Annotated in this window: 23 protein-coding genes; 4 read left to right on the top strand and 19 right to left on the bottom strand. The window is 63.4% G+C overall.

Going from position 1 to position 26,249, the window contains the following annotated elements; genetic code table 11:
• Positions 1 to 8: 8 nt before the first annotated feature.
• From dnaJ to BN3270_RS06345, 7 genes are all read right to left on the bottom strand, one after another.
• Positions 9 to 1,136 carry a molecular chaperone DnaJ gene (dnaJ, locus tag BN3270_RS06375; protein ID WP_058986307.1) on the bottom strand — a complete coding sequence of 376 codons (1,128 nt, stop codon included), beginning with the start codon at positions 1,134 to 1,136 and terminating at the stop codon, positions 9 to 11.
• 49 nt (positions 1,137 to 1,185) lie between these two features.
• A complete protein-coding gene (gene hrcA, locus BN3270_RS06370; RefSeq protein ID WP_058986306.1) occupies positions 1,186 to 2,202 on the bottom strand; it encodes a heat-inducible transcriptional repressor HrcA in 1,017 nt (338 codons plus the stop codon).
• Positions 2,203 to 2,363: 161 nt separating this feature from the next.
• A complete protein-coding gene (hemW, locus tag BN3270_RS06365; protein ID WP_058986305.1) occupies positions 2,364 to 3,473 on the bottom strand; it encodes a radical SAM family heme chaperone HemW in 1,110 nt (369 codons plus the stop codon).
• A gap of 5 nt (positions 3,474 to 3,478) precedes the next feature.
• On the bottom strand, positions 3,479 to 4,426 hold the full coding sequence (dusB, locus tag BN3270_RS06360; RefSeq protein WP_271711943.1) for a tRNA dihydrouridine synthase DusB: 948 nt from the start codon (positions 4,424 to 4,426) through the stop codon (positions 3,479 to 3,481).
• 54 nt (positions 4,427 to 4,480) lie between these two features.
• Positions 4,481 to 4,669, bottom strand: coding sequence for a hypothetical protein (locus tag BN3270_RS06355; RefSeq protein WP_058986303.1), 189 nt, complete (start codon positions 4,667 to 4,669; stop codon positions 4,481 to 4,483).
• Positions 4,669 to 6,477: a translation elongation factor 4 gene (gene lepA, locus BN3270_RS06350; protein WP_058986302.1), complete on the bottom strand. Its 1,809-nt coding sequence runs from the start codon at positions 6,475 to 6,477 to the stop codon at positions 4,669 to 4,671. Before lepA ends, BN3270_RS06355 begins: the two co-directional genes overlap by 1 nt.
• Positions 6,478 to 6,630: 153 nt before the next feature.
• Positions 6,631 to 7,098, bottom strand: coding sequence for a hypothetical protein (locus BN3270_RS06345; protein WP_058986301.1), 468 nt, complete (start codon positions 7,096 to 7,098; stop codon positions 6,631 to 6,633).
• A 204-nt stretch (positions 7,099 to 7,302) separates the two neighbouring features.
• On the opposite strand from BN3270_RS06345, the gene rpsT reads away from it, so the two are divergent.
• Entirely contained in the window at positions 7,303 to 7,788 is a 486-nt protein-coding gene (gene rpsT / locus BN3270_RS06340) for a 30S ribosomal protein S20 (protein WP_058986300.1), read from the top strand.
• A 163-nt stretch (positions 7,789 to 7,951) separates the two neighbouring features.
• Here rpsT and holA read toward each other — a convergent pair whose 3' ends face one another.
• From holA to mihF, 7 genes are all read right to left on the bottom strand, one after another.
• On the bottom strand, positions 7,952 to 8,935 hold the full coding sequence (gene holA / locus BN3270_RS06335) for a DNA polymerase III subunit delta (protein WP_058986299.1): 984 nt from the start codon (positions 8,933 to 8,935) through the stop codon (positions 7,952 to 7,954).
• A gap of 4 nt (positions 8,936 to 8,939) precedes the next feature.
• Positions 8,940 to 10,988, bottom strand: coding sequence for a DNA internalization-related competence protein ComEC/Rec2 (locus BN3270_RS06330; protein WP_058986298.1), 2,049 nt, complete (start codon positions 10,986 to 10,988; stop codon positions 8,940 to 8,942).
• 262 nt (positions 10,989 to 11,250) lie between these two features.
• Complete coding sequence (locus tag BN3270_RS06325) at positions 11,251 to 11,940, bottom strand: helix-hairpin-helix domain-containing protein (protein WP_058986297.1); 690 nt, start codon at positions 11,938 to 11,940, stop codon at positions 11,251 to 11,253.
• A 210-nt stretch (positions 11,941 to 12,150) separates the two neighbouring features.
• Positions 12,151 to 13,398 carry a tRNA uracil 4-sulfurtransferase ThiI gene (thiI, locus tag BN3270_RS06320; RefSeq protein WP_058986296.1) on the bottom strand — a complete coding sequence of 416 codons (1,248 nt, stop codon included), beginning with the start codon at positions 13,396 to 13,398 and terminating at the stop codon, positions 12,151 to 12,153.
• Positions 13,399 to 13,479: 81 nt separating this feature from the next.
• Entirely contained in the window at positions 13,480 to 13,740 is a 261-nt protein-coding gene (locus BN3270_RS06315; RefSeq protein WP_058986295.1) for a DNA-directed RNA polymerase subunit omega, read from the bottom strand.
• Positions 13,741 to 13,754: 14 nt separating this feature from the next.
• Positions 13,755 to 14,324 carry a guanylate kinase gene (gmk, locus tag BN3270_RS06310; protein WP_058986294.1) on the bottom strand — a complete coding sequence of 190 codons (570 nt, stop codon included), beginning with the start codon at positions 14,322 to 14,324 and terminating at the stop codon, positions 13,755 to 13,757.
• Positions 14,324 to 14,632, bottom strand: coding sequence for an integration host factor, actinobacterial type (mihF, locus tag BN3270_RS06305; RefSeq protein ID WP_058986293.1), 309 nt, complete (start codon positions 14,630 to 14,632; stop codon positions 14,324 to 14,326). The genes gmk and mihF overlap by 1 nt, the downstream gene beginning before the upstream one ends.
• A 353-nt stretch (positions 14,633 to 14,985) precedes the next feature.
• Here mihF and BN3270_RS06300 point away from each other — a divergent pair, with 353 nt between their 5' ends.
• The 3 genes from BN3270_RS06300 to BN3270_RS06290 are packed head-to-tail and all read left to right on the top strand — an operon-like array spanning position 14,986 to position 19,000.
• On the top strand, positions 14,986 to 15,840 hold the full coding sequence (locus BN3270_RS06300; protein WP_058986292.1) for a methylenetetrahydrofolate reductase: 855 nt from the start codon (positions 14,986 to 14,988) through the stop codon (positions 15,838 to 15,840).
• Positions 15,837 to 16,541: a vitamin B12 dependent-methionine synthase activation domain-containing protein gene (locus BN3270_RS06295; RefSeq protein ID WP_058986291.1), complete on the top strand. Its 705-nt coding sequence runs from the start codon at positions 15,837 to 15,839 to the stop codon at positions 16,539 to 16,541. Before BN3270_RS06300 ends, BN3270_RS06295 begins: the two co-directional genes overlap by 4 nt.
• A gap of 41 nt (positions 16,542 to 16,582) precedes the next feature.
• Entirely contained in the window at positions 16,583 to 19,000 is a 2,418-nt protein-coding gene (locus BN3270_RS06290; protein WP_271711942.1) for a homocysteine S-methyltransferase family protein, read from the top strand.
• Between the two features lie 92 nt (positions 19,001 to 19,092).
• Here the strand turns inward: BN3270_RS06290 and pyrF are convergent, their stop codons facing one another.
• The 5 genes from pyrF to carA are packed head-to-tail and all read right to left on the bottom strand — an operon-like array spanning position 19,093 to position 26,165.
• A complete protein-coding gene (gene pyrF, locus BN3270_RS06285) occupies positions 19,093 to 19,839 on the bottom strand; it encodes an orotidine-5'-phosphate decarboxylase (protein WP_058986289.1) in 747 nt (248 codons plus the stop codon).
• The gene (locus BN3270_RS06280) at positions 19,833 to 20,750 is read right to left on the bottom strand and encodes a dihydroorotate dehydrogenase (protein WP_058986288.1); all 918 of its coding nucleotides are present in this window, start codon (positions 20,748 to 20,750) and stop codon (positions 19,833 to 19,835) included. Before BN3270_RS06280 ends, pyrF begins: the two co-directional genes overlap by 7 nt.
• Positions 20,751 to 21,539, bottom strand: a complete 789-nt coding sequence (locus tag BN3270_RS06275; protein ID WP_082673399.1) for a dihydroorotate dehydrogenase electron transfer subunit — start codon at positions 21,537 to 21,539, stop codon at positions 20,751 to 20,753. It lies immediately after the preceding gene.
• 56 nt (positions 21,540 to 21,595) lie between these two features.
• The gene (gene carB, locus BN3270_RS06270; RefSeq protein WP_058986287.1) at positions 21,596 to 24,820 is read right to left on the bottom strand and encodes a carbamoyl-phosphate synthase large subunit; all 3,225 of its coding nucleotides are present in this window, start codon (positions 24,818 to 24,820) and stop codon (positions 21,596 to 21,598) included.
• Entirely contained in the window at positions 24,813 to 26,165 is a 1,353-nt protein-coding gene (gene carA / locus BN3270_RS06265; protein WP_058986286.1) for a glutamine-hydrolyzing carbamoyl-phosphate synthase small subunit, read from the bottom strand. Before carA ends, carB begins: the two co-directional genes overlap by 8 nt.
• Between the last annotated feature and the right edge of the window lie 84 nt (positions 26,166 to 26,249).

Raw genomic sequence — 26,249 nt, 5'->3', positions numbered from 1 at the left:
AGAGCTCCTTAGTTGAAGGCGTCTTTGATTTTCTGGAAGGGCGTGCGCTGTTCGGTGACCTCTTCGCCCATCTCTTCGGCGAGTTTGGTGAGCAGCTCGCGTTCGCGCTTGGAGAGCTTTTTGGGGACGACGACGCTCACGTGGGTGAACATGTCGCCGCGGGCGCCATTGCCGTTGAACTTGGGCATGCCGAACCCGCGCGTGCGCACCACCTGGTCGTTCTGGCATCCTTCGGGAATCGTGACGGTGACCTTCTCGCCTTCGAAGATGCCTTCGCATTCGATTTTTGCACCCAGGCAGGCCTGCACGATCGAGATCTTGATCTGCTGGTGGAGGTTGTCGCCGTCGCGTTGGAAGAACTCGTGGGGGACGATGCGGCAGGTGACGATCAAATCGCCCGAAGCGGCGCCGCGCAGGCCCGCTTCGCCGAACCCGCCCAAGCGCAGCTGCTGGCCGTCGCGAATGCCCACGGGCACTTCGACGGTGACGCGCTGACGATCGGGGACGCGGCCTTGGCCCTCGCATTCAGGGCAGGGATGGTCGATCGTACGGCCCGTCCCCTTGCACTCGGGGCAGGTCGTCGCCGTTTGCATATCGCCCAAAAAGGTGCGCTGCACGGTAACGACGCGGCCTTGGCCATGGCAGGTGGGGCATTCGACTTCCTTGCCGCCTTCGGCCAAGCCCGATCCCTCGCATTCTGGGCAGGGAGCCAGGCGGTCGTAGACGATTTCCTTCTTCACGCCTGCGGCGACTTCTTCGAGGGTGAGGCGCAAACCCACGCCCATGTCACGGCCTTCGCGGCGGGCGCGCTGTCCCCTGCCTCCCCCGTTTCCGCCGAAGAAGCTGCTGAAGAGGTCGCCCATGCCGAAGCCTCCGAAGATGTCGTCGAGGTCGACGTAGGGCTGGGACCCTTGGGCGGCGCCGGGAATGGTGCCGAAGCGGTCGTACTGGGCGCGCTTGTTGGGGTCGCTCAGGACGTCGTAGGCTTCGTTGAGCTCCTTGAACTGGTCTTCGGCGTCGGGGGCTTTGTTGACGTCGGGATGCAGCTTGCGCGCCTTGCGGCGGAAAGCCTTCTTGATCTCATCGTCGGTCGCCGTCTTGTCGACGCCGAGTACCTCGTACAAATCCCTTGCCATATGCCGAAAACCTTCCCTGCGCCTCGCTCGGGGGCGCGATCGAGCCTTGTTATTCGTTGAGCGCTTCGCGGGCGGCCTTGACCGCCTTGATGACCTGCGCGTAATTCATGCGCGTGGGGCCGATGACGGCTACGACGCCTTCGCTTGCCCCGCGTCCGTAGCGACCGGCGACGACCGAAACGCCCGAAAGCTTGTCGGTCCCGTTTTCCTTCCCGATGCGCACGGTGGTCGGGGCATCCGCCTCGCTGACGTCCCGCTCGAGAATCTGGAGGAGCACGGTGTCGTTTTCCAAGACGTCGAGGACGGGAACGAGGGCGTTGGGGCTTTGGAATTCGGGTTGGCGCACGAGCGTCGAAAGCCCCAGGCTGCGCGTGTGGGCGTCGCCGTGCTCCTTGAGGCAGGCAAGCACCTCTCCCACGAGCAGCTGCACAAGGGGGTCGGACAGAGACCGCCCGTTGCCCTCTTTGATCTTCGCTTCCACATGAGCCGGCGTTTTGCCCGACAGCAGGGCGTTGACCGTGTGCTGGGCGCGTGCGAGGTCGTCGCAGGCCACGGGGTGCGAGAACTCGACCTGGCGGTTGAAGACCTGGCCGTCCTGCATGACGACGACGATCAGGGTGCGGGTATCCGTCATGGACACGAAGGTGACCTGCTTGATGTCGAGCATGAGGGTGGAGGGGGGTACGACGATCGTGAGGCATTCGGTAAGCCGAGCGAGCTGTTTAGCCGTACGGTTCATGAGGTCGTCGAGCTCGGTGGCGCTTTCGCGCAGGTCTTCGACCGCCTTCTTGGCGTCGTCGTCGAGCTCTTCGCCCGCCAACTCGCCTTCGAGCAGATGGTCGACGAATGCGCGGTAGCCGGAATCGGTGGGCACGCGACCAGCGGACGTATGCGGTTGCGTGATGTAGCCGTCGTCTTCGAGCACGGAAAGCTCGTTGCGGACGGTGGCGGAGCTCACGCCCAGGCGATAGTTTTCCACAAGCGTGCGCGACCCGACCGGCAGCGCCCGAAGCACGTACTCCTCGATCAGAGCGGCGAGCACTTTCTGCCGTCTGTCTGAAAGCATGTCCGCTCCTTTCTTTCCCACGGGACGCAAGGCCCCATTCGTGCATCAAGGCATTCTAGCAGTGCGGCTCACGGGCTGCTAAACCTGCAGGCAAAAGATACCAGGTTGTCATTTTGAAGGGCCCTAAAGCCTCGCGGGCCCCACCCGCATCGCGCGGGGCTTTAGGGCGCCACGTCGAAAATGGCGCCGTAGAGGTCGTTGCCACAGAGCCATCCCCGCTCGGTGGGTTGCCAACGACCGTCTGCATGGGTACACAGCCCCCGGTCTGCCAGTCCCTGCATGACGTGAGCCAGTTCGGGGGCGAGCTCGCAGGCATACGCGACCCGTTCGTCTGAAACGCCGCGCGCCATGCGCATGCCCATCATGACGTCTTCCACCCGCATTTGGCGCGCGTCGAGGTCGTCGGTGACGCGATCGTCCTGCGTGCGCATGCGGCGGCTCGCGTTTTGGGTCATCGTCGCCGCCGATGGACCGAGGCCCAAATAGGGTACCCCCGTCCAATAGGCCATGTTGTGGCGGCACTCGAAGCCGTCGCGGGCATAGCTGGCAACCTCGTAACGGTGGAAGCCGGCCTCCCCGAGGATCTCTTCGGCGATTTCCATGTAGGTCGCCTCGAGGTCCTCGTCGATCGCCGGCATGCGGCCCGCGGCAACCGCCCGCCCGAAGGGGGTGCCGTCGTGGATTTCCAGCGGGTAGATCGAGACGTGGGTCACGCCAGCGTCGATAGCGGTACGCACGCTCGAGGCGAATGATTCCTGGCTTTGTCCAGGAATCCCGCACATGAGGTCGATGCTCACGTTTTCAAACCGCTCATGCGCGCACGCGATGGCCTCTTTGGCGGCTCTGGAATCATGTACGCGACCAAGAATCTCGAGGACGGCGTCGTCGAAGGACTGGACGCCGATCGAGAGACGGTTGACGCCCAGCGCCCAGACGTCTTTGACCATGCGCGCGTCGAGGCTGTCGGGATTGGCTTCCATCGAACATTCGACCTCGTCGGTGAGGTGCATCGAAAGGGACAGCGTGTAGAGGATTTGGGTAAGGGCGCGCGAGCCGAGGTAACTGGGCGTGCCGCCGCCCAGGTACACGGTTTCGATCGACCCGAGGAAGCCCTGTTTGGCGGCGTGTCGAATGTCGAGGACCATGCCTTCGGCGTAGGCTTCGATAGCGGGGTCGTCCGAGGCTGCGGCTTGGGTCGCAAAATCACAGTAGGCGCACCGCTGCTTGCAAAACGGTACGTGTATATAGAGGGCCTTGTAGGGATCGTACATGGTCTCTAGCCCTCCTGCCCGACCGAGCGCAGATGGTCTTCGATCGCGTCGAACACGCGGTCGTAATCATCGATTGTGACGCATTGATTCAGGGCACCGCGGGCAATCGAGGCGCCCGGGAGACCTTTGCAATACCAACTTGCCTGCTTGCGCATGCGCACGAGGGCGCGCGGCTCCCAGGCGGAGAGCATATGAGCATGCTTGCGAGCGGTTTCGATGCGTTCTATGGGAGAAGGCGCAGCCGGGGCAGGCGCACCGGAAAGGGCGGCCTGGACATCCGCGAAGACCCAGGGATTGCCTTGGGCGGCACGCGCGATCATGACGGCGTCGCATTCGGTCTGCTCGATCATGGCGAGCGCCGAGGTCCCGTTGACCACGTCTCCGTTGCCGATAACGGGAATGCCCACCGCTTCCTTCACGCGGGCGATCGTGGACCAATCGGCTTTCCCCCGGTACATCTGCTGGGCGGTGCGGCCGTGGACGGTGACCGCCCAAGCGCCGGCGTCCTCGAGCCGACGGGCAAGTTCGGGAGCGGTCTCCTCGTCTGCGTAAAAGCCGCGGCGCATCTTGGCCGTCACGGGCACGGACACGGCCTGCGACGTTGCCTCGACGATGCGGGCCGCGAGAGCGGGGTCCTTCATGAGGGCCGATCCGTCTCCCTTGGTTTGGATCTTGCGCGCGGGGCAGCCCATGTTGATGTCGATGAGGGCAAGGGTGTCGCCCAGAAGGTCGACGACCCGCTGGGCCATGTCGGCCATGACGGCAGGGTCGTGCCCGAAGAGCTGCACGCCCACCAAGCGCTCGCGCGGCCCCACCTCGAGCAGGTCTTCGGTGCGTTCGTTCGCATAGGAAAGGCCTTTAGCCGATACCATCTCGCAGAAGGCGAGGTCGGCACCCTGGTCTTCTGCGAGCTCGCGCATGATCGGGTCGGTGACGCCTGCCATAGGCGCCATGATGACTCGATGTGCGGCTACGAACTGCGGAAACGTTTCTCTCGTCAGCATAGGCTAGAGCGTATCGGCCAGGGACCCGGCGCCGGCGATCACAAGGACGGCCAGGACGATCAATCCGATGAAGACCACTACACACCCAATGCCGATGGCGGCCTTGCTTCCGCCGCTCATCCCTTTTTTTGGCGGGTTCTTCTTGTCGTTAAAGGGATCGTCGAGCCAGTCGTACTCTTCCTTGCGGGCCATCACTCGTCCACCTTCAAAATCGCCATGAACGCTTCTTGGGGTACCTCAACGTTGCCGATGCTCTTCATGCGCTTCTTACCCTGCTTCTGCTTTTCGAGGAGCTTCCGCTTGCGGCTTATGTCGCCGCCGTAGCACTTGGCGAGCACGTCTTTGCGCTTGGCCTTCACGGTCTGGCGCGCAAGCACGCGACCGCCCACCGCCGCTTGGATCGGCACCTCGAAGAGCTGGCGCGGGATGATTTCCTTGAGCTTCTCGCAGAGCACCTTGCCCCGGTCGTAGGCTTTGTCCTTATGGACGATGAAGGACAGGGCGTCGATGGGCTTTCCCGAAAGAAGGATGTCGAGTTTGACGAGCTTGCTCGGCTTGTAGCCGTCGAATTCGTAATCGAGCGAGGCGTAGCCCTTCGTGTTGCTCTTGAGCTTGTCGAAATAGTCGAGGATAAGCTCGGAAAGCGGCAGTTCCCATATCATCTCGACGGTGGTCTGAGACAGGTAGTTCATCGTGACGAAGGTGCCGCGCCGGGCGACGGTAAGGTCCATGACCGCGCCGACGTAGTCGGGCGGAATGAGGATCTTGGCCTTCAGGTAGGGCTCTTCGATGTGCTCGATTTCACCGGGGTCGGGCATGTCCTGGGGTGAGTGGAGGGAGACCGTCTCTCCGTTGGTCTTGAATACGTGGTATTCCACGCTCGGCGCCGTCGCGAGCAGGTCGAGCCCGAATTCCCGTTCGAGGCGTTCCTTGACGACCTCCATATGGAGAAGGCCCAAAAAGCCCACGCGGAAACCGAACCCGAGCGCATGGCTCGTTTCGGGCTCGTAGAGCAGGGCCGGGTCGTTCAGGGAGAGCTTGTCGAGAGCGTCGCGCAGGTCGGGGTACTGGTCGGAGTCGATCGGGTAGAGCCCGGTGTAGACCATGGGCTTTGCCTCGCGGTAGCCCGGCAGGGGCTCGTCGACGCCGTCTTCCACGGTGGTCACCGTGTCGCCCACTTTGACCTGGGCCGGGTCTTTCAAGCCCGTTACCAGGTAGCCGACCTCCCCTACCGTCAGCGATTCGCAGGGGATCTCCTTGGGGCGGCGCACGCCCACTTCTTCGACGAGATGCTCTTGGCCGGTGGCCATGAGGCGCACGCGCTCGCCTTTGTGCATTTCCCCATCGACGATGCGCACGAGAGCCACCACGCCCCGATAGGCGTCGAAGTAGGAATCGAAGATGAGGGCGCGCAAGGGGGCATGGGGGTCGCCCACGGGCGCGGGGATGTTGTAGACAATCGCCTCGAGCAGGTCGTGGATGCCCGCGCCCGTTTTGCCGCTCGCGAGAATCGCGTCGTCGGCGGGGATGGCAAGGGCGTCCTCGATTTCCGCCCGCACCCGTTCGGGCTCGGCGGAGGGCAGGTCGATCTTGTTGATGAGCGGGATGATTTCGAGGTTGGCGTTCATCGCCATCATCGCGTTGGCCACCGTTTGCGCTTCAACGCCTTGAGTGGCGTCAACAACGAGCACGGCGCCTTCGCAGGCAGCCAGGCTGCGCGAGACCTCGTAGGTGAAGTCGACGTGGCCCGGAGTGTCGATAAGGTTGAAATGGTAGACCTCGCCGTCGTCGGCGGTGTAGTCGACGCGCACGGCTTGGCTTTTGATCGTGATGCCCCGTTCCCGCTCGATGTCCATCGAGTCGAGCAGCTGGGCCTGCATATCGCGTTCGGCCACGGTGCCGGTCATTTCCAAGATGCGGTCGGAAATGGTCGACTTGCCGTGGTCGATATGGGCGATGATGCTGAAATTGCGAATGTGTGTGGGATCTGCAGTCTTCATGGCGAGAACAATACGGTATCAGGGCCCACGAATTCAATAGCGTTGCGCAAACGTAAGGCATAAGCCCCGTTCAGAGGCACGGTTGCAACAAAACGAACATAAGCGGGCACAAACGATGCGCTAGATGTGCACGCACCGAGCGGACGATTGCTGCTAAAGGGTTATCTCCCCGCCCTCGGCAGCGTCGGCGGTTACGACGACGATCTTGCCCGTCGAGGAGTCCCCCTTGTCGACGCAGATGGCCCATACGCCTTCGGGAAGCGTCACGTCGGCTTCGCCGTTGGGAGCGGCCACCACATGGTCGCGGATCGGCGTCCACGCCGACCCGTCGGAAGACGTGAAGACCGGTTTGCACACAATGAGCTGGGTAGCGTCCGCCTTGACGTGGACGGTGCCGTTGGACTGAAGGGCGTCGTTGTGGGCCGTGTTGTCAAACGTTTGCTTCTCGCCGTGGCAGGTGGTGCAGTTTTCGGTGGGGTCGACGATCTGATGCTGGGCGCCCTTATGGCATCCGGAGAGAGACAGAGCGCAGGCGAACGCAAGCGCAACCGCGGCGGCTCCGGTGAACATTCGTCGAGAGGAAGGTGCAAAATTGATGAAATGACCGAGACGAGCCTGCATAGCGATCCTTCCTTCACGTACCATAGCCTGCGGAATGAGGGGTATTTTCACGTGTCCCCCGTGGCTAACCATGCGCAGTGCCGTGGAATTTGTATATCGGCTGTTCATTTTAAATGACAAGGCGCTGCAAAACCCAATGGGATTGTGCTACGATTTCCAAGTTTTCGATAGAAATTTGTTTTTTCTACGTATGGAGGACAACAAGTGGCGAATATCAAGAGCCAGAAGAAACGCATCATCACAAACGAGAAAGCCCGCATGCGCAACCGTGCGGTCCGCTCCGAACTGAAGACCGCTACGCGTGCGGTCAAGGACGCCGTGGCGGCCAATGACGGCAAGAAGGCTCTCGAAACCGCTCTCTACGCCTGCAAGCTCATGGACCGCGCTGCCAGCAAGGGCGTTATCCACAAGAACCAGGCTGCCAACCGCAAGAGCGGCGTCATGAAGCTGGCCAACACCGTAATTACCGACGAAGATCGCGCTGCCTATGTGGCTCCGGCCAAGAAGCAGCCCGTCGCCAAGGGCGGCACGAAGAAAGCTGCCGCCAAGGCTGCTCGCCAAGCTGCGATGAAGGAAGCCGAACAGGCCAAGGACGAGCGTCGCAAGAAGCAGCAGGCGCTTGAGGCTGAAGCCGCCAAGAAGAAGGCCGCTGCCGAAGCTGCTGAAGAAACCGAAGAGGCCGCCGAGTAGTTTTTCGCTCGATAGCTTTTGGGAGGGAGCCGAAAGGCTCCCTTTTTTGTGGGTTCGGCCTTCCGGTTCCCTTGTACGGGGAGACGATGAAGCCTAATAAAACAGGGCGGGCTGAGCCAGTGAAGTCTGGCCCCGTTGATTCAGCCCGCTCTGACGCTGGTCGCTATCGGCGCAGAGGACGACCGGAAAGGACGGAAAGCCACCACTGCTGGAAGGCGATGTGGGGATCGGAGCCGCTTTTCATCGCCTGCTCGGTGTCGCGAGCGGATTTGAGGGCCTCATGGAGCTCCTGCTTGGTGAAGGCGCGGGCCCAGCGAGCGTGGTTCTTCACGCGCCAAGAAGGCACATGGAGGATTTCGGGGAGCTGGCCGATGGAGCCGCGCTCGATGAGGCTTTGGACGATCATCAGCTCGCGAATGCGCGTGACCGTCATGCTGAAGACGCCGAAGACCGATTTATCGCCCAAATGGGATTCCACCGCGAGGGCTTTCTTGATGTTGCGCGTGCAGAAAGCGTCGACGAACTCCCAGGGCTTGGCTTCCGACGTGCGTCCCACCATCGATGCGACCTCGTTGTCGGTGATGGGGTCTTCCCCCCGATGGGCGAGCGCCAGTTTCTGGAGCTGGGCATCGAGTTCGACGGTGTTCTCCCCCACCAGGTCTACCAAGAGGTTCGCCCCCGACGGGGTGATCGTGGCCCCATGCGCCATCGCCATAGACCGCACGAGGGCGGGAAGATCGCGACGCTTGGGCGGCGCGCATTCGACGATGGCCGCATCCCCCAGTTTTTTGACCGCTTTGTAGAGGCGGGTATTCTTCGCGAGACCCGTGGTGACCAGGCAGAGGACCGTTGAGGGGTTGGCTGAGGCGAGGTAGCCGATCACCAGGTCCTGGTCTGCCTTCTTCAGCTTGTCGGCAGCATCGACCTGCACGAGGCGATGCTCGCTCAAGAAGGGCAGCGTGTTGCAGGCCGCGACGATGTCGGCACCCTCGGCGGTGTCTCCCGCGAAGGTATCCATGTTCATGGACAGGTCGCCTTCGGCGGACAAGCGATCGCGCAGGCGCTTGACGACCGTTTGGCGCTTAAGCTCATCGGTGCCGGTTACCAAGTAGGCGGGAAGCAGGCTATGTGCGGGGCGAGAAGTCATGCTGTTAGTGTACCCGACTCGGTGCGAGGACGATGCGGTCTGCTTTCAATTCGCATACGACGTCTCCCTCTTGGTCGGTGCGGGCAACGGTGGCCCCGCATGCTTCGAGGGCGTTGAGCGTTTCGGGTTTCGGATGGCCGTAGCGATTGCCCTCCCCTACGCTGATAAGGCCGATGCGCGGTGAGAGGTCTTTGAGCAGTTCTGGTGTGAGACCGGCCTTGGAGCCATGGTGAGGAACCTTGAGGATGTCGATAGACGGAATGGGGCCCTCATCCGCAAGCGGTGCGAGGACCTCCGCCTCGGCGTCGCCGGTAAAAAGGCCGCGCACTTCGTAGTCGCCATCCGCGTTGGAATCTATGCTTACAAGCAGTACGAGGCTGTCGGCATTGCCCCCTTCGTCGCAGTAGGCTGCGGGCGAAACCACCGTTGCTTCGAATCGACCCCAGCGCACGCGATCCCCTTTCGCAACGCGTTGGATAGGTTGACCCTGCAGTTGAGCCATGAGCTTGACGCAGCTTTGGGCCGTGCAATCCGGCAAGTCTTGTGCCACGATCACCGCTCCCACCGGCATCGTGCGCAGAAGCGCAGGCAAGGAGCCGCAGTGGTCGTCGTCAGCATGGGTAATCACCACGGCATCGAGAGCGTGCACGTCATGGCGGGCAAGGCCTTTGAGCAGGTCGGCATCATTGGTCCCTGTGTCGATGAGGACCGCCCGAGGGCCCGAACGAAGGACGAAGGCATCCCCTTGGCCCACATCGAGCATATCGATTTCGGTGCCGTGTAGGAAAGGACCTGCTGCGTAGCCTACGACGATCGCGCACGCGAGCGGAAGGCATCCCGCAAGTCCGGTTGCGAGGGTGGGCGCAGGCCATAGCGCATAAAGGGCGACGCATGCGAGTGCAGCCAGCGCAAGCGCTGGGATGAGGTCGACGTCGACGGGCACGGAGGCGCCCGGGAGGGCCGCAAGGAGATGCGTCGCCGAGAGCGCGCCGTCGCCCAGCAGCGAGCATACCCATGAGAGTAAAGGTGCCGACGCAGGGAGGATTGCCATAAGGATTGCCGCCGCGAATCCGCTCGCGCACGCGGCTCCGAGCACGGGTGCCACCAGGAGGTTCGACAACGGGGCGACGACCGATAGCTGGGCGAAGAGGGGCGCGCTGACGGGAACGGTGAGAAGGCTCGCCGCCAGGGTGAGAGCGAGGGACTCGGAAAGGCCGCTCGCATGTCCTCTGCACAGAGCCGCCATCCATTGTTGCGCGAGCGGGTAGAACAAGGCAATGCCGAGCATCGACAGGCACGAGAGGGAAAAGGACACGGAGAGAGCCAAGCAGGGTTCGAGCGAAAGAAAGACGATGATGCACAGGGCCAAGGCGGAAAGGGTGTTGCGCCTGCGTTTGGCAAAGGCGGCGCACAGGGCGAGAGCGGCCATAACGGTTGCCCTCAAGACGGACACCGGGCAGCCGGCGAACAGGGCGTAGGCGATCATAAACACAACCATGCAGGCACTGCGGCCGATACGAGGTATATGCGCATGCATGAGGAGCACTCCTACGATGCCGCTCACGATGGCGAGGTGAGCGCCTGAAACGGCCACCATATGGGCCAGCCCCGCCGTTACGATATCGTCGTAGGCCGTATCCTGAAAGAGCGCGGTTCGGTCTCCGCAGACGAGGGCGGCAAGAAGGAAGGCTCCGGGCGTGGCGGGGGCAAGGAAACGTTCCACGGTGAGACGGCGTAAATCGGCAATTGCGCCGCGTACGCCGTCGGGGTGCACGATCTCTGCAGTAGAAGGTGATACCGATCCCGCCCACCCCCGTTGCGCGTAGAAGGCGCGGGCCTTTTCGGCAGGTTGATGGGCCGCATCGGTCACGAGAATCCGATCCCAGCAGTGGGCGGTAAGCCCTTCGGGCAGGTTGACGCGCACGGAAACGGTGCGACCGGAATCGAGTCGCATGCGGCCTTGGGCCGAGGACCCGTAGTCACCGACGGACGGGTCGGCGGTGAGCGTGATCGCTCGCTGTCCCCCAACGCGATCGGCGCCCGCATCTGCCACGTCGGCTGCCCATTGCAGGGCCTGTGACCCAGCGAGGAGGCATCCAAGACAGACTCCAGCAATCCCGGCGCAGAGGGGCCGACGGACTCCTCGCAGGAAGGGTAGGCCCGTACAGGCGATTCCCGCCAGACCCCCGAAGGCCAAGAGGCGGTGCACGGGGGCGGGCCAGTCCCAGCCGAAGAACACAAGGACCGCCGTCACCGCCCAGAGAGGAGCTGCGCACCAAAGGGCAAGGGGGATCGCGGGCCGGGGCGGCGCAGGTTTATACGGTGATGTTGCTCTCGAGGGATGCATACTTTTTCTCCCCGATTCCCGATACGCGCTTAAGATCCTCCTTCTTCTTGAAGGGTCCGTTGGCGGTGCGATCGTCGATGATCTTCTGGGCCGTCGAAGGACCCACGCCCGGTAAAGATTCGAGCTCCGCCTGGGTGGCGGTGTTGATGTTGACCAGTCCGTTTGCTTTCGATGAAGCCGGGGAGGACGCGCTGCTCCCGCTCGGTGCCCCGCTCCCCGGTCCCGCGGTGGCTGCCGACTCCTGGGCAGATCGCTCTTCGCGGGTGGGCACGTCGATTTGCTCGCCGTCTTCGACGACGCGGGCAAGATTGAGTGCAGAGGAGTCGGCGGTTTCGTCGAAGCCGCCTGCTGCCGTAAGCGCATCGCCCACCCGCGACCCTTCGGGGATTTCCACCAAACCCGGGGTCGTGACGGCGCCACTGACATAGACGACCACCGAGGCAGGAGGCGTCGCTTCTTCATCAGGAGCCTGACCATCTTGAGAAGACGAAGATGAGGAGCTCTCTATCACGAAAACCGCCTCGTCGCCCGCCTGTACGAGCCGAGCGACACCGAAGCCGGCAACGAGGCAGACGATTACAGCGACGCCGATGGCCATGACGATGCGATTGCGTTGGGCGCCTTCCTGAAAACCATGTGGTAGCTCGATGAACGGCATATCCCCTCCTCGTCCGGTAAGAGACATGCTAGGGACCGTTGGCCTCAAGCTGGAATACGTTCGGTCACGGCGTCAACGCACGCACGGCGACAATTCGGCTCGCGTCTCTCGCCAATTCCGCCGATAAGGGGCGCGCGACAGGCGCAAAAAGCCCGCACGTCGAAAAGAAGACGTGCGGGCTTTCAACAAGAGGCCAAATGGGCTCTATCGTTAGTCGGCCGATTCACTCTCTTCGGACGAGCGGTCGGCACCGTGCGCTTTGAGCGGCTTGCAGGCCGGGCAAGCGTATTCGTGCACTTCGGCATGGGCTACGAGTTCCTGCACCCAATCGTCGATAGGCAGGGGCTCTTCACAGGCGAGGACTTCGGGAAGCTTCGCATGCGTTTCAGGGCTGCGCGGCATGAAGAGGGTGCAGCAGTCGGGAGCGTCCTGGCTCGAAATGTCGAAGGTGCCGAGCTGTTGGGCATCGCGAATGATTTCCTGCTTGTCGCTGCCGATGAGGGGACGCAGTACGGGCAGCTCCATGACCTGGTTGGTCACGAAGATGTTGTCGATGGTCTGCGAGGCAACCTGGCCCAGGCTCTCGCCGGTTGCGATTCCCTTGGCGTGTTCCTTGCGGGCGATGGCCTGCGCCACCCGGAACATGAGGCGGCGGTACATGATCACGCGCAGTTTGGGCGGTACCGACAAGGAGATTTCCCGTTGGTAATCGCCGAAGGGCACCACATAGAGACGGCCGATGCAGCCCGTGTGCTCGAGCACGTGGGCGATGTCGTCGACGAGGTACTCGCTCGTGGCGGACGTCTGCGGGCGCCCGCTGAAATGCACCGCGATGGGCACGGCGCCGCGTCGGGCCATGCGCCAGGTGGCAACCGGGCTGTCGATCCCGCTCGAGAGGAGGGTGACGATCTTGCCGCTGCTGCCTACCGGCAAACCGCCCACGCCCGGAAGGCTGCGCGCGTAGACGTAGCCGGCGCTTTGGATGACTTCGACGCCGACCTTCACGTCGAAGCCCTTCATCTTCACCTTCTTGTCGGGGAACAGATCGCACAGATAGGCACCGATCTCGCGGTTCATATCCATCGAATGCATCTCGAAATCGGTATGGTTGCGGCGGGCAACCACCTTGAAGGAATCGAAGTCCCCCACTTCGGCCAGTGTCTGGCCGGCCGCGTCGCAGAGTTCCCCTAAGTCTCGGTGGGTTTTATAGCCGCACGACACGCGCGCAACGCCGGGAATCCCCAGGATGCGATCCTCGATTTGGCAGGCAACCTCCCAGCTCGTCCCCTCTTTGATGAAGACGAGCAGACGCCCCGAAATACGATGGATGGTGACGATGGGAAAGCCGTCGAGCAGGGCTTCGATGTTGCGAAGCAGGCGCATCTCGAACGAAGCGCGGTTGTGGCCCTTGAGGCCGATTTCATGGTAATGCACGAGGCAGATGCGCTGGAATTCCATTGGGAGGTCCTTTGTCGTGAGGCAAGAAAACGCCCGTCTACGCGTGCGCAGACGGGCGTGCAGCAGGCGGTTTGTTAGTGACTAGTGAGCCTGCGCGTCAATCGTGTTGGGGTCGTAGGACACTTCGCCCTTCGCGATTTCATCGAAGGCAATGGAGAGCGGCTTCTTGTTGGAAGCGCGCGCCACTTCTACAGCGGTGGAAAGCTGAATGGCGCGATCGCGCTGGCCGCGCAGCATGTCGTTGATATCGTGAGCGCGATGCGAAGCGACCGCGCACAGCAGGAATCGGTCGTTGTCGACTTCGGCAAGCAGGTCTTCGATTTTCGGTTCGATCAAACTCATCGTGTGCGAATTCCTTACGATTGGTTGGCTTTGCTCTCGATGTAGGCCACCAGTTCATCGGTCGCCCGGTCGAGGTCGTCGTTCATAACCAGGTAATCATACTTCTCTTTTTGGGAAAGTTCCACCTGTGCCACCTTCATACGCGCAGCAATCACATCTTCGGGTTCGGTCCCGCGTCCGCGCAGACGGGCGAGCAACTCCTCTTCGCTCGGCACGTCGATGAAGACGAGGTGGGCTTGGGGCAGCTTCTCGCGCACCTGAAAGGCCCCTTGCACATCGATTTCCAGAATAACCTGGTCTCCCGCATCGATATGCTCCTTGACGCTTGCAAACGGCGTGCCGTACTTGTGCGTATGCACATGCGCCCATTCGAGAAAGCCCCCGCGGTCGACGAGGTCGTCGAACTCTTCGTCGGTCATGAAGATGTAGGACGAGCCGGGGATTTCTCCTTCGCGGGGCGCTCGCGTGGTCGCGCTCACCGACACCCAGGCATCGGGCACGCGTTTGAGGACGCGTGAGACGAGCGTCCCCTTGCCCGCCCCCGAAGGCCCAGAAATAACGAAGAGGTTGCCGCGCCGCGCCACTAGCCGAGCCTTTCGAGCAGGGCCGCCTGCTGGCGTTCGCCCAAGCCGCGCAAACGACGGCTTTCGGCGATGTGCACTTCGGCCATCACCTTTTCGGCCTTCGCCTTGCCGTACCCGGGAAGGGTCTCGATCAGGGTAAGGACCTTCATGCGGCCGACCACCGGGTCGTTCTTCATAGCAAGCGCCTGCTCGATTGTGATCTTTCCGGATTTCAGGTCTTCGCGCACTTGGGCGCGCTTGATGCGGGCGGCCTTCGCCTTTTCGAGCGCCGCCTTGCGCTCTTCTTGGGTGAGCTGAGGAATAGGCATGAGTATCTCCTTCTCTCCCGTGGGTGATTCCTCTTTCGTCTAGTTCGGATGTTAGTACAATTTTCCTGCACCGAACAGGGGAAATGTGATTTTCCGCAGGGTGCGCGCACCCCGTTTCGCCCCGCGTTCTCCGCTTGCGCTTGGGCAGGGAAGGTCGCGCATGCGGTGCGCGCGCGGGCAGCGAAATCCTTCGGCCGGGGGCGCCCATCAGGGTGCCATCCGTCGTGGAAATTTACGATAACTGGTTATTTGCCCAGTTCAGAGGCGCAAGGGACGAATCGTCCCCGCCTGCCCCGAGGCGCGCAGGCGTGTAGAATCGAGGGCGTTCAAGACGCTACCCCCAAGGAGATCGCATGCGCATCGTCGAGGCCTATCGGGCCGCTAAAATCCCCCTGTCCTACGAGATGTTCCCGCCCAAGGGCGAGATGGGGCTTGAGGAAGCGCGCGAGGTGCTCACCGGCCTTGCCCCGCTCGACCCCGCCTTCGTGTCGGTCACCTATTCGGCAGGCGGGTCAGGCAATTCGAAACGAACGGTCGATATCTGCGCATTGGGGACGCGCGCGTACGGCCTCACCATGATGGCCCACCTGACCTGTGCGGGATCCGACCGCGCTTCGATCGCCCGCAACATCGAAGCGCTCAAGGCCGCCGGCGTCGAAAACGTGCTTGCCCTGCGGGGTGATTTGGGCCAGGTGCCCGCCTCGCCCGACTACCGCTTCGCCAAGGACCTCATTCCCCAGCTGCGCGAAGCCGGCTTTTGCGTGGGGGCAGCCGCCTACCCCGAAGGCCATATCGATTGCCTCGACGCCAAGGAAAATGTCGCCCACCTCAAAGAGAAGGAGGAGGCAGGCGCCCAATTCTTCGTGTCTCAGCTCTTCTTCGACAACGAATGCGCCTACCGTTTCCTCGACGAATGCCGGGCCGCCCGCATCCATGCGCCCATCGAGTTCGGCATCATGCCCGTGACGTCCAAGGCCCAGGTGACGCGCATGGTCTTCATGTGCGGGGCAAGCCTGCCCGCCCGGTTGGTGAAGATGCTGGCCCGCTACGAAGACAAACCCGCCGACCTGCGTAAAGCGGGCATCGAATACGCTGCCGACCAGCTGGCGGACCTTGCCCGCCACGGCGTCGACGGATTGCACGTCTACTGCATGAACAAGGCCGATACCGCGCGCGAGCTGCACGACGCCGTGGAGCCCTATCGATGAGCGGATGGGAGCCCGTGCGGGAGGGCAGGCCTTCCGTTACGGTCGATCGCGCGGAAGCCCTGCGGTACCTGGGCTATGCGGGGCAACCGATAAGCGACGAGCTCTCCGGGCGGATGGAAGACCTCTTCGCCGCCTGCGAGCGCACCTGCAACCCCGCCTTCGTCTACCGCGTCTTCCCCCTCGCGCCCGTCGACGGGGGCCTGGCTCTTGAAGGGTCGGGGGTCGTGCTGCCGGGCACCGACATCGCCCGCCATCTTAAGGGGGCACGCTCGGTCGCCGCCATGGCGGCGACGGCGGGCCTGGCGAGCGAACGGGAGCTGCGCCGCCTTTCGGCAACCAACGGGCTGGACGCGATGGTGTACGGCGCCGGTGCCTCGTCAATCGCCGAAGCGGCGAGCGACGCCTGCAACGCAGCTATCGTTGCGGAAGCCCGATCGGCAGGATTCTACACAAGTTGGCGCTACTCCCCCGGCTACGGCGACCTCCCGCTCGACGTGCAGCCTTCGATCGTGCGAGCGCTCGATGCCACCAAGCGCATCGGGGTCACGGTGACGCCGACGAATCTGCTCGTACCGGCGAAAAGCGTGACGGCTCTGGTAGGCTTGTTCGACGAGCCTCGGGAGGACCGGCGGTCATGCGCGGGCTGCTCGTGTGCGCCCTACTGCAACTTACGAAAGGCGGGAACGCCATGCTACCGATAACCGATGGGTTCGCGAAGCCGCGCACCCCTCTTGACGTTCGTATGAAAGACGCTCATCTGCGCCGCGTGCTCGAAGGGCGCGACCATCTCCTCTTCGACGGGGCCATGGGCACCATGCTCCAACGCGCCGGCCTCGAAGCGGGAGAGCTACCCGAACTCTTGTGCCTGTCCCACCCCGACAAGATCGAAGCCGTGCACCGCGCCTACATCGAAGCAGGAAGCGAGGCGGTCACCACCAACACCTTCGGGGCGAACGCGCTCAAACTCGACGGCGCCGCGTCGGTTGACGAAGTCTTCGCCGCGGCCATCGCCTGTGCGAAGCGGGCGGGCGCCCGCTATGTGGCCGCCGATATCGGACCGAGCGGCGCTCTTCTCGAGCCCATGGGCTCGTATGCCTTCGATGATGCCTACGACCTCTTCGCCGAGCAGGCGCGCGCGGCCGTCTCCCACGGGGCCGACCTCTTCATCATCGAAACGATGACCGACTTGCTCGAGATGAAAGCCGCCGTGCTCGCCTGCAAAGAACAGGCGGACCTTCCCATTTTTGCCACGATGACGTTCGAAGAGAACGGGCGCACCTTTTTGGGCACGAGCCCCGAGGTGGCCGCCCGCACGCTTTTTGCCTTGGGCGTCAACGTGGTGGGCATCAATTGCTCTTTGGGGCCGGCGGCACTGGCCCCGCTCGTGCGCACGATGCTCGCCAGCGCCCCCTGCCCGGTCATGCTTCAGGCCAATGCCGGCCTTCCTTCCGTGGTCGACGGGCGCACGGTCTACTCCATTTCTCCTCAGGCCTACGTGGAGGCTGTAGAACCCCTGATCGCAGAAGGGGTGACCGTCGTGGGCGGGTGCTGCGGGACCGACCCCGCCTATATTGCGCTCGAAGCGCAGGCGCTCGACCGTCACCCGGTGGTGCCCCGGGTCGTAGAGCGCCTCACGGCCCTCACCTCGGCCCAGAACGCCGTCGTTCTCCGGGGTCGTCAGGTAGCCGTTATCGGTGAACGCATCAACCCCACGGGCAAGCCCAAGCTCAAAGCCGCCCTGCGCGCGAGCGATTGGGGCTACGCGGTGGGTGAAGCCCTCGCCCAGGCCGAAGCCGGCGCCGACCTTCTCGACGTCAACGCCGGCCTGCCCGAAATCGACGAAGCCCAGGCACTCGTAGCGCTCGTCCGCGAGATTCAGGGTGTCTGCGGCCTCCCCTTGCAGGTCGATTCCTCGGATCCCGTGGCCGTCGAGGCGGCCGTTCGCCACTACGCCGGCAAAGCCCTGATCAACTCGGTCAACGGAAAGCGCGACAACCTGGCGGCAATCCTGCCGATCGTCGCCCATTACGGGTGCGCCGTCGTGGGGCTCACGCTCGACGAGGGAGGCATCCCTCCTACGGCCGAGGAGCGCTTCGCGATTGCCCAGAAGATCGTTGCGGAAGCAGAGTCGTACGGCATCCCCCGCGAGGACGTGCTCATCGACTGTCTCGTCATGTCGGCATCGACCAACCAGCGCGAGGTCGTCGAGATCCTTAAAGCCGTGCGCTTGGTGAAGGAAGGGCTTGGCTGCCGCACGGTCCTCGGCGTGTCGAACGTGAGCTTCGGCCTGCCGGCGCGCCCGGTGGTGAATGCCACGTTTTTGGCCGCTGCCTTTTCGGCCGGTCTCGACCTGCCCATCCTCAACCCACTCGCTTCCCGCTATCGAGAAGTGGTGGATACCTGGCGCGTGCTCTGCGGCCAAGACCGAGGGTCGGCTCGCTATATCGAAGCCTACGCTTCCTATCAGGTATCCCCTGCCCCGGCGCAATCGAACGCCCCGGCAGGCGATGACGGACAGGCTAGTGAATCTGCGCCCCCAGACGAGGAGGTCTCTCCCCTCGAAAAGCTCGTAATCAGCGGGAACAAAGGCGAGGTGCCGGCGGTTGTGGCGCGCATGCTCGATGAGTCGGACGCACTCTCGATCATCGATGGCCACTTGATTCCCGCCCTCGACGAAGTGGGCCGCCGCTTCGAGGCAGGCACCTTCTTCCTCCCCCAGCTCATGGCGGCTTCGGAAGCGGCGAAAGCGGGTTTCGACGTCATTCGCGCCCGCACGCCTGCGGCGGAAGCGGTGCGCGGTCCCATCGCCGTCGCCACGGTGAAAGGCGACATTCACGATATCGGCAAGAACATCGTGAAGATGCTCTTGGAAAACTATGGGTATGCAGTCATCGACCTGGGGCGCGACGTTGAACCGCAGGCCGTGCTCGACTGCGTGAAGGCCCATCAGGTGAAGATCGTGGGGCTGTCGGCTCTCATGACCTCGACGGTGGCGGGGATGCAGGAGACTATCGACCTGCTCCGCAAAGAGGCGCCCGACGTGAAGATCATGGTGGGCGGCGCCGTCCTCAACGCCGAATACGCTCAGATGGTGGGAGCCGACTTCTACGCCAAAGACGCCGCCGAAAGCGCCAAATTCGCCGCCCAGATTCTGGATTAAGCTCATATCCAAAAAAGATGGCGCCCTCGATTGAAGGCGCCATCTTAGGTAGTCGAAGACGTAGGGTTTCTATTCCGTATCCGAGCCGGCTCTTAGAAGTCAACGCTTGCGTCGGCGACTTCGGATACGACTGCCCGGAAGGCGTCCAAGGGGTCGTCGGCCTGGGTGATGGGGCGGCCGATAACCAGGTGCGACGCCCCGTTGGCGATGGCGTCGTGCGGCGTGGCCATGCGGCTCTGGTCCCCTACGGCTGCGCCCGCCGGACGCACGCCGGGCGTGACGATAAAGGCGTCGGGGCCGAGCAATGCGCGCAGCATGCGCGCTTCTTGGGGAGAGGCGACGACGCCGGAAGCGCCGGCGTTCTGCGCCATCTTCGCCAGCGACCGCACCTGATCGGCGACGGGCAGCATCACATTGGTCGATTCGAGGCCCTTCTGGTCCATGCTCGTAAGGACCGTGATGGCGAGCATAACGGGCGCTTCACAGCCGAAATCGCTCGCCGCTTCCTGCGCGCCCGCCAGGGCCTCTTCCATCATCTTGGTGCCGCCCACAGCGTGCATCGTGAGCATGTCGGCGCCTGCCTGGGTGGCGGATCGGGCCGCCCCGTGCACCTGATGGGGGATATCGTGGAACTTCAGATCGAGGAAGATTTTGAAGCCTGCGGTTTTCAACTCGTTGACGATCGAGGGCCCCAAGGCATAGAAGAGCGTCATGCCGATTTTCAGCCAGCGCGCCTCGCCGGAAAGGGTGTCCGCCAGATCGAGCGCTCGGGCCCGGTCGCAATCGAGCGCGACGATGATACGCTCACGCGGATCGAGTTGGTCGAAATGTTCTAGCATTGCAAGCCTCCGATCAATTCGTTGACGTCGGTTACCCCTTGGTCTTCGCAGTAGGCGCGGATGCCCTCGATGACCTCGTGGGTCGCAGTGGGATTCATAAAGTTTGCGGTGCCCACGGCGACGGCGGTTGCGCCGGCGAGCATGAATTCGACGGCATCGGTGCCGGTCACAATGCCTCCCATGCCGAGCAGGGGCACGTCGACGGCCTTGTGAACCTCCCACACCATGCGCAGGGCCACCGGCTTGACCGCCGGACCCGAAAGGCCGCCGACAACGCGGGCGAGCACCGGCTTGCGGCGCTTGGCGTCGATGGCCATGCCGAGCAAGGTGTTGATGAGCGAAATCGCATCGGCACCGCTCGCTTCGGCGGCACGGGCGATTTCGGAAATGTCGGTGACGTTGGGCGAGAGCTTGACGATCATGGGCTTGCGCGTGGCCGCGCGACAGGCGCCTACAACCTTTTCGACGCTGGGCACATGGGTGCCGAAGGTCATGCCGCCGGCATCGACGTTAGGGCAGCTGATGTTGATCTCGTAGGCATCGACCCGATCGTCGTCGTCCAGCGCTTCGATGACGTCGACGTACTCCTGCATGCTGTGGCCGGACACGTTGACGATGACGGGCACGTCGTGCGGGGCGAGCCAGCTTAAGTAATCGTCCTTCATGACCTGAACGCCGGGGTTCTGCAGGCCGATCGAATTCAGCATGCCCGAAGGGGTTTCGGCGATGCGCGGGCTCGCGTTGCCTTCCCATCCGTTGAGCGAAACGCCTTTGGTCGTCACCGCGCCGAGCTCGTCGACGGGAACGAAGTCGTGGTACTCCTGGCCGGCGCCGAAGGTGCCCGACGCAACGGTCACGGGGTTTTTCATGGCAAGACCGCCGAGATTGACGGCCATGTTCACCTGTGCCATCTACCACACCACCTTTGAAGACTCGAAGACGGGACCGTCGACGCAGGCACGGCGCTTGCCGTCCGTCGTGTCGACGACGCAGGACAAGCAGGCGCCGACGCCACAGGCCATCCGGCGCTCCATCGACACCTGGCATTCCACCTGGGCGTCGGCAGCCATCTGAGAAACGATGCGCATGAGGGGTTCGGGGCCGCAGCACGCCACATGGTCGTAATGGTGCTGGGAAAGAAGGTCGGAGGCAGGCTGGGTGCAAAAGCCGGCGTACCCGAAGGAGCCGTCGTCGGTGGCAGCGGCGGGAGCGCAACCGAGCAAATGCTCGTAGGCGTCAAAGGTCACCAGGGAAGCCTTGGTTGCCGCACCCAACACGACGTCGACGGCAACACCTGCCGCGCGCAGGGCCTTGGCATGCAGGAAGAGCGGGGCGGCTCCCACGCCGCCGCCTATGAGCAGGGCGCGTTCGGTGCCTTGGGGTGCCTGCCAGCCGTGGCCTACCGGACCGATTTGACTCGACACGTCGCCTGCCTTCATATCGGTCATGCGATGGCTGCCGTAGCCCAGGTCTTGATAGAGGATTTCGAGCGTGCCCGCTTCGGGGTCGCAGTCGAACACCGAGAAGGGGCGTCGCAGGATATGGTCGGGCATGCCGGGGACCTGCAGGTGGACGAACTGTCCCGGTTGCAGGCGGGAGGCGATCTCCGGGCTTTCCAACGTGAGGAAGTAGAGCCGGGGACCGGCTTCCTCGTTGGCGAGAACGCGGGCGTCCTCGCAGACCAGTCGGTTGTGTTCCACCAGTGCTCCTTTCCGAAAGGGCGCGCACCTATGGGTTGGGTGCGCGCCCTGTCTGACTAAAGGTAGACCTGCGGCAGGTCCTGCAGGGCGATGATGGGAAGCTCGCCCATGCGGGCCGTTTCCATCGCGCTCGCAAGTGCCTGGGCGGGCGCCAGCGTCGTGATGTTGGTGACGCCATGGCGCACGGCCTGCAGGCGCAGGTAGTAACCGTCGTCGCGCGTGTCGTGTCCGTACGGCGTATTAATCATAAGCGCGATTTCGCCGTTGGCAACCATGTCTCCGATGTTCGGAGAAGGTTGGCTCACGCGGCGCACGGTTTTCACCGGAATACCGAGAGCGCGCAGGACGCGGGCCGTCCCCTCGGTAGCGACGAGGTCGAAGCCCAAGCGCAGGTAATCCTGGGCGATCGAGCCGATATGGCGTTTGTCGCGGTCGTTCACCGAGATAAAGATGTAACCGTTGCGCGGCTTGGGCAGGTTGTAGCTGATCGCCATCTGCGTTTTGGCGTAGGCGGCCGGGAAAGTGCGCGCAACGCCCATGACTTCGCCCGTCGATTTCATTTCGGGACCCAGGATCGTATCGGCGCCCGGGAAGCGGCCGAAGGGCATGACGGCTTCCTTCACGCTGAAGTGCTCGATACGGCGCTTGTCGCTCGGCAGATGCAGATCGGCGATCTTCTCCCCCGCCATGATGCGGGCAGCGCACTTGGCCAACGGCACCCCGGTGGCCTTGGAAAGGAAGGGAACCGTGCGGCTGGCGCGCGGGTTGGCCTCGATCACGTAGATGGCCCCGTCCTTGATGGCCGCCTGCAGGTTGATCAGCCCCACCACGCCTAGGCGCAGGGCGAGCTTGGTGATGATGTCGTGCAGCTGGTTGACGATTTTGTCGCTGAACGCGAAGGGGGGCGTGCAGCAGGCCGAGTCGCCGGAATGGATGCCGGCCATCTCGATGTGTTCCATGACGCCGCCCACGTAGACCTCTTCGCCGTCGCAGAGGGCGTCGACGTCGCATTCAACGGCCGATTCGAGGAATCGGTCGAGGTAGATGGGTTGATCGGGCGAAATGCGGGTCGCTTCGGCCATGTAGGTTTCGAGCTGCTCTCGGTCGTAGACGATGGCCATGCCGCGCCCGCCGAGCACGTAGCTGGGACGCACGAGCAGGGGGAAGCCGATGTCGGAGGCCACCTGGCAGGCTTCGTCGAAGGTCGAGGCCATGCCGGCACGCGGGTAGGTGATGCCGAGCTCGTCGAGAATCGCCGCGAACTCGTCGCGGTCTTCGGCCAGGTCGATGGCGTCGGGCTGAGTACCCATGATGCGCACGCCGGCGTCCTGCAGGGAACGGGCCAGCTTGAGCGGGGTTTGGCCGCCCAGGGTGACGACGACGCCGAGCGGGTCTTCCGCATCGACGATATCCATCACGTCTTCGAAGGTAAGGGGCTCGAAATAGAGCTTGTCGGACGTGTCGTAGTCGGTGGAAACCGTTTCGGGGTTGCAGTTGACCATGATCGTCTCATAGCCCGCATCGTGGAGGGCGTAGCTGGCGTGGACGCAGCAGTAGTCGAACTCGATGCCCTGCCCGATGCGGTTGGGGCCGGCGCCCAGGATCATGATGCGCTGGCGGTCGCCGCGGGAGATTTCGCTTCCCCCGCGCTCGTAGGTCTTGTAGTGGTAGGCCGTAGAGCTGGGGAATTCGGCCGCGCAGGTGTCGACGGTCTTGAAGACGGGCACGACGCCGAGCGCCTTGCGGTGGGCGCGCACGTCGAGCTCGGTGGAGCCGGTAAGGAAGGCGATTTCGGGATCGGAAAGCCCGTAGCGCTTGGCGACCCACAGGGCGTCGGCGTCGACGTCGGCCAAGGAGTGGCCGCGGAGGGCTTCCTGTACGGCGATCATATCGGCCATGCGATCGACGAAGAAGCGATCGATGCCCGTCTGGGCGCTCACCTCCTGGGGCGTGCGGCCGCGACGCAGGGCCTCGCCCATGTAGAAGACGCGCTCGGCGGTCGGGCGGCTGCAGAGGTCGTCGAACCGGTCTTCGTCGAAGGGGATGCCGTCGGCACCCAAGCCCTCGTGCTTGTTTTCCATCGAGCGCAGGGCCTTGCCCAGGGCCTCTTCGAAGGTACGGCCGATTGCCATGACCTCGCCCACGGCCTTCATGCGGGTCGACAGGGTGTCGTCGGCGCCTTTGAACTTTTCGAAGGCGAAACGGGGGACCTTGACGACGCAATAGTCGATTGAAGGCTCGAAGCAGGCAGGCGTGGCCTTGGTGATGTCGTTGGTGATCTCGTCGAGGGTGTAGCCTACGGCAAGCTGGGCGGCGGCTTTAGCAATCGGGAAGCCCGTCGCCTTCGAAGCGAGGGCCGAAGAGCGCGACACGCGGGGGTTCATCTCGATGACGACAAGCCGGCCGTCGCGCGGGTTGACGGCGAACTGCACGTTCGACCCGCCCGTTTCCACGCCGATCTTTTCGAGGATGGCAAGGCTGGCGACGCGCATGCGCTGGTATTCCAAGTCGGTGAGGGTTTGGGCGGGGGCCACCGTGATCGAGTCGCCGGTATGCACGCCCATGGCGTCGAAGTTTTCGATGGAGCACACGATGATACCGTTGCCAGCCTTATCGCGCATGACTTCCATCTCGTATTCTTTCCAGCCTTCGATGCTCTCTTCGACGAGCACCTCCCCGGCCGGCGACAACTCGAGGCCCTGGGAGACGATAAGCCGCAGCTCGTCTTCCGTATGGGCGATGCCGCCGCCCGCACCGCCCAGCGTGAAGGAGGGGCGCAGGACCACGGGGTAGCCGATCTTCGCTACGAGGGCGAGGGCGTCGTCGACCGAATAGGCGTAGCCGCTTCGGGCCGTTTCGATGCCCAGATCGGCCATGCACTCATTGAAGAGCTTGCGGTCTTCGCCACGCTCGATCGCTTCGAGGTCGCAGCCGATCATCTCGACCCCGTACTTGTCGAGCACGCCGGATTTGGCAAGCTCGACGGCCGTGTTGAGGCCCGTCTGGCCGCCCAAGGTGGGCAGGAGGGCGTCGGGCCGCTCTTCGGCGATGACGCGCTCGACGAACTCGGCGGTGATCGGCTCGACGTAGGTGCGGTCGGCCAACTGGGGATCGGTCATGATCGTGGCCGGGTTGCTGTTGACCAGGATGACGCGGTACCCGTCCTGTTTGAGCACCTTGCAGGCCTGGGTGCCCGAATAGTCGAACTCGCACGCCTGGCCGATGACGATGGGGCCGCTGCCGATAACGAGAATGCTCTGGATGTCTGTGCGCTTAGGCATGGGCGGCCTCCTTCGCGGCGCCGAAATTCCAACCGGCCAAGCGGTCGGCGGCGATGTCGATGTCGAGGTAATCGGAGCGGCCGTCCATCAGACGGGTGAAGGCCGTGAAGAGGTAATGGGCATCGGTGGGTCCCGCCTGGGCTTCGGGATGGTACTGCACCGAAAAAGCCGGCACGTCGAGCAGGGCGATGCCTTCGGCCGTGCCGTCGTTGAGGTTGACGTGGGTGAGCTGAATGCGGCCGAAACGGTCGTTCATGACGACGGGGGCCACGCCCTTCTCGACCCAATAGCGGAGGTCGGCATGGGGCGTGCTCGCTCCGCCCGACTCTTCGGGCACCAAGGGCCCAAGCGAATCGAACAGAAGGCCGAACCCGTGGTTTTGCGAGGTGATTTCCACACGGTGGGTGCGCAGGTTCATAACCGGCTGGTTGCCGCCGCGATGGCCGAACTTGAGTTTTTCGATTTGGGCACCGCAGGCTTTTGAAATCATCTGATGGCCCAGGCAGATGCCGAACACGGGCACCTTGCCGAGCAGCTTTTCGACCTGGGTGTAGGTGCCCTCGACCCGGTCAGGGTCGCCGGGTCCGTTGGAAAGGAAGACGCCGTCGGGATGGGCGGCGAGGACCTCTTCTGCCGGCGTGTCCCAGGGCACCACCGACACGCGGCATCCCACGCGGGCCAGATTTTCAAGGATGCCGTCTTTCATGCCGCAATCGTAGGCGACCACGTGGTAGCGTTCCGGCGCGGGCGCGGCGAGGGCGAAGGCGTGCGACGCGGGGACGGAAGAAGCATCGTATTCGTAGGGGGCCTCGCAGGACACCTTGGCGACGTAGTTCACGTCGGAAAGCGACGGAGCGGCGGCAATCTTTTGCTTCAGGCTTTCCGGGTCGAGGTCGACCGTGGAAATGACGCCTTGCTGGGCACCGACCTCACGGATATGGCGGACGAGGGCGCGCGTATCGACTCCCTCGATCCCCACGATGTTGTTGCGTGCGAGAAAGGCGGGAAGGCTCTCCCCCGACCGCCAGTTGCGAGGCGTGTAGCACATGTCGCGCACGACCATGCCGGTGGCGGCGGTGCGGTTGCGCTGCGCGTCGTCTGTGCAGACGCCGTAATTGCCGATTTGGGGATAGGTCATCGTGACGATCTGGCCGGCGTAGCTGGGGTCGGTGATGACTTCCACGTAGCCGACCAATGAGGTGTTGAAGCACACCTCCCCGAAGGCCTCCCCCTTCGCGCCGCAGCTCATGCCGGGCCAGGTCGAGCCATCGGCAAGCACGAGCAGAGCGGGAACGGGTGCGGGCTTGGAGGTATGCGCCAGCATCTCGTTAGCTAATTGGCTCAAAACTTCTTCCTCTCATGCGAGATGATGTTAAAAAACGGTGCGCCCGCAAGATATGAGGCGCACCGTAAACAGGCAGCTTCGATC

The sequence above is a fragment of the Hugonella massiliensis genome, assembly GCA_001486445.1.
Taxonomy (GTDB): Bacteria; Actinomycetota; Coriobacteriia; order Coriobacteriales; family Eggerthellaceae; genus Hugonella; species Hugonella massiliensis.
The sequence above is the reverse complement of the archived record's forward strand: the minus strand, read 5'-3'. Positions and strand labels throughout refer to the sequence as shown.